This is a genomic window from Brachybacterium sp. Marseille-Q7125, assembly GCF_023062615.1.
In the GTDB taxonomy this organism is placed as follows: domain Bacteria; phylum Actinomycetota; class Actinomycetes; order Actinomycetales; family Dermabacteraceae; genus Brachybacterium.
This window is the reverse complement of record NZ_JALLAL010000138.1, coordinates 1-670: the sequence shown is the minus strand read 5'-3', so window position 1 is coordinate 670 and position 670 is coordinate 1. Positions and strand designations below refer to the sequence as shown.

Sequence of the window (670 nt, the reverse complement as noted above, 5' to 3'; positions counted from 1 at the left end):
CGGCGAGGTCCCACTCAGCGACCACATCATCAACCTGACGACGCTGCTCAGGCTCGAGGCGACAGGTGGAGCGGATCAACCACTCAAACCACTCCACCGGCAACACACCACCCGCGACGAGATCCAGGCACAGGGGCAGGTCACGAGTGGCGTGGACGGCATCGCGCAGCTTCCCCTCCGCACGCCCGACCTTCGACCGCAAACCGGCGGCGGCGATCAAGCAGTTGACCGCCAACTCATCCGCCTCACCGGGATGGTCGTCGTCCACGGTCCACAGCAGCGCCAGGTCCCGGACCTCCTCGGCGTAGAGAGTGCCGGCGAGGCGACGGCGTTCCTGCACCCGGACCATGAGCTGGGCTTCATCACAGTCCGCCTCCGAGCCGGAGCGCACCGCCGCCATCGCGGGCGTGGTGGCGCCGCGCCCACGGATGATCCTGCGCGGAGGGCCAGCGGGAGCGGCCGCCGCATCCTTCCCGCGCCCACCCGTACGCGGGACACGCGACGCGCCCTCGCCGCGGCTCACCGGCCGCGAACCAGCTCTGCCCTCGAGATTTCATCGAGGTGTGGTTTCGACTGGTGGACGACATAGAGAAAGATGCTCCTGACCTGGGATGATACGGGTTGTTCAGACTCGTAGCCATCCACTGGAAGGAGCACCTTTCAGGTGTCC

The 670-nt window shown here is 67.5% G+C and carries 1 pseudogene; it reads right to left on the bottom strand.

What is annotated here, in order from left to right:
• Positions 1 to 400: pseudogene (locus tag MU407_RS14060) on the bottom strand (hypothetical protein); the annotation flags it as partial.
• Positions 401 to 670 lie beyond the last annotated feature (270 nt).